The 2,291-nt window shown below is 67.3% G+C and carries 2 protein-coding genes and 1 pseudogene; all 3 read left to right on the forward strand.

All coding sequences use genetic code 11. The annotated features are described in order from the left end of the window. Nucleotides 1–704: GTPase Obg (locus EN884_RS33435; protein WP_164895330.1), on the forward strand; the 704-nt coding region annotated here is incomplete at its 5' end. A 4-nt stretch (nucleotides 705–708) separates the two neighbouring features. Next, nucleotides 709–1,899: a glutamate 5-kinase gene (gene proB / locus EN884_RS33440; protein WP_013529068.1), complete on the forward strand. Its 1,191-nt coding sequence runs from the start codon at nucleotides 709–711 to the stop codon at nucleotides 1,897–1,899. 3 nt (nucleotides 1,900–1,902) lie between these two features. Next, a pseudogene (gene proA, locus EN884_RS33445) lies at nucleotides 1,903–2,291 on the forward strand (gamma-glutamyl-phosphate reductase); the annotation flags it as partial.

Consider the following 2,291-nt stretch of genomic DNA (forward strand, 5'->3'; position numbering starts at 1 on the left):
TGGTCGGACAGCGCTTTCTGCTGGCCAAGGGCGGCAATGGCGGTTTCGGCAACCAGCATTTCAAGACCTCGACGAACCAGGCGCCGCGCCGCGCCAATCCCGGCCTGCCGGGGCAAGAGCTCAACATCTGGCTGCGGCTGAAGCTGATCGCCGATGCCGGGCTGGTCGGGCTGCCCAATGCCGGCAAGTCGACATTCCTGGCGGCGGTCACCGCAGCCAAGCCGAAGATCGCCGACTATCCGTTCACGACGCTGCATCCCGGCCTCGGCGTTGCCCGCATCGACGCGCGCGAATTCGTCATCGCCGACATTCCGGGCCTCATCGAAGGCGCGCATGAGGGCGTCGGCATCGGCGATCGCTTCCTTGGCCACGTCGAGCGCACGCGTGTGCTGCTGCATCTGGTTTCGGCGCAGGAGGAAAATCCGGGCAAGGCCTACAAGACCGTGCGAGCCGAGCTCGACGCCTATGGCCATGGCCTCACCGACAAGGTCGAGATCCTGGCGCTTTCCCAGGTCGACACGCTCGACGCCGATGCGCGCAAGAAGAAGGTCGCCTCGCTGAAACGCGCTGCCGGCCGCGCGCCGATGCTGTTGTCGGCGGTCACCGGCGAGGGCGTCGAGGCGGTGCAGCGGGCGCTGATGGCGGTGATTGCTGAGGCGCGCGCGCAGATCGCGGCGCCGGTCGAGACGCGCTGGGACAAATAGGGTCATGCAGTCGCTGAGAAAATATCGGCGCATCACCGTCAAGATCGGCTCGGCGCTGCTCGTCGACCGCGCGACGGGCCTGAAGCGCGACTGGCTGGCTTCGCTCGCCGACGACATTGCCGGGCTGGCCCAGGGCGGCGCTGAAATCCTCGTCGTCTCGTCCGGCGCCATCGCGCTTGGCCGCACCATCCTTGGCCTCGGCAAGCGAGCCCTGAAACTGGAGGAGAGCCAGGCGGCGGCAGCCGTGGGACAGATCGCGCTGGCCGGCGCCTGGTCGGACGCGCTCGGCAAGGGCAGCCTGAAATCGGGCCAGATCCTGCTGACGCTCGGCGACACCGAGGAGCGCCGCCGCTATCTCAACGCGCGGGCGACGATCTCGACACTCTTGAAGATGAAGGCAGTGCCGGTCATCAACGAGAACGACACGGTGGCGACTTCCGAAATCCGCTACGGCGACAATGACCGGCTGGCGGCCCGCGTCGCCACCATGATGGGCGCCGATCTTTTGGTGCTGCTTTCCGACATCGACGGGCTCTACACCGCGCCGCCGGCGCGCGACCCCAACGCCAAATTCATTCCGGTGGTCGACCGCATCACGCCTGATATCGAGGCGATGGCGGGTGCGGCCGCTTCCGAGCTGTCGCGCGGCGGCATGCGCACGAAGCTCGATGCCGGCAAGATCGCCACCGCCGCCGGCACCGCGATGATCATCACGTCGGGCACTCGGCTGTCGCCGCTGATGGCGATCGAACGCGGCGAGCGCGCTACTTTCTTTCGGCCGAGCAGCAACCCGGTCAAGGGCTACAAAACCTGGATCGCCGGCCAGCTCGAGCCGGCCGGCCGGCTTACGGTCGATGCCGGCGCCATCGGCGCGCTGCTGTCGGGCAAATCGTTGCTGCCGGCCGGCGTCAAGCTGGTCAGCGGCAATTTCTCGCGCGGCGACACGGTGGCGATCCTGTCGCCCGAGGGCCGCGAGATCGCGCGCGGGCTGGTTGCCTATGATGCCGCCGATGCCGTAAGGATCGCGGGCCTGAAGACGGCCGAGATCGAAACCGTGCTCGGCTACGAGGCGCGTTCGGCGATGATCCACCGCGATGACCTTGTGGTGAGCCATTCGGGTGACCAAGTACGGGCCGGCGACCAAACAGGGGCCGGTGACCAAGTCACGGTCGGTGGCGATGTAAGCGGAGGATGAGCCATGCTGAAACTGCATGAAAAATCCGGGGATGACACTGTCGCGCTGATGGCCGATATCGGCCGGCGCGCCCGCGCTGCCGCCCGGCCGCTGGCCATTGCCACAACCGCCGCCAAGAACGCCGCACTGCTGGCCATGGCCGAGGCGATTGTGGCCCGTGAGCAGGACATTCTCGACGCCAACGCCATCGATGTTTCGAATGGTCATGAATCCGGGCTTTCCACCTCCTTCATGGACCGGCTGAAGCTCGATCCGGCGCGCATCCGCGCCATGGCCGACGGCATCCGCGAAATCGCCGCGCTGCGGGATCCGGTTGGCGACGTGATCGCGCAGTGGGACCGGCCGAACGGTTTGCATATCGAGCGCGTGCGCACGCCGCTCGGCGTCGTCGG

Source organism: Mesorhizobium sp. M7A.F.Ca.AU.001.01.1.1 (assembly GCF_004022735.1).
Lineage (GTDB): Bacteria > Pseudomonadota > Alphaproteobacteria > Rhizobiales > Rhizobiaceae > Mesorhizobium > Mesorhizobium ciceri.

Bases quoted from the DNA above. Each gene is read 5' to 3' on its own strand.
- proB (WP_013529068.1), top strand. From the start codon at position 709: ATGCAGTCGCTGAGAAAATATCGGCGCATCACCGTCAAGATCGGCTCG.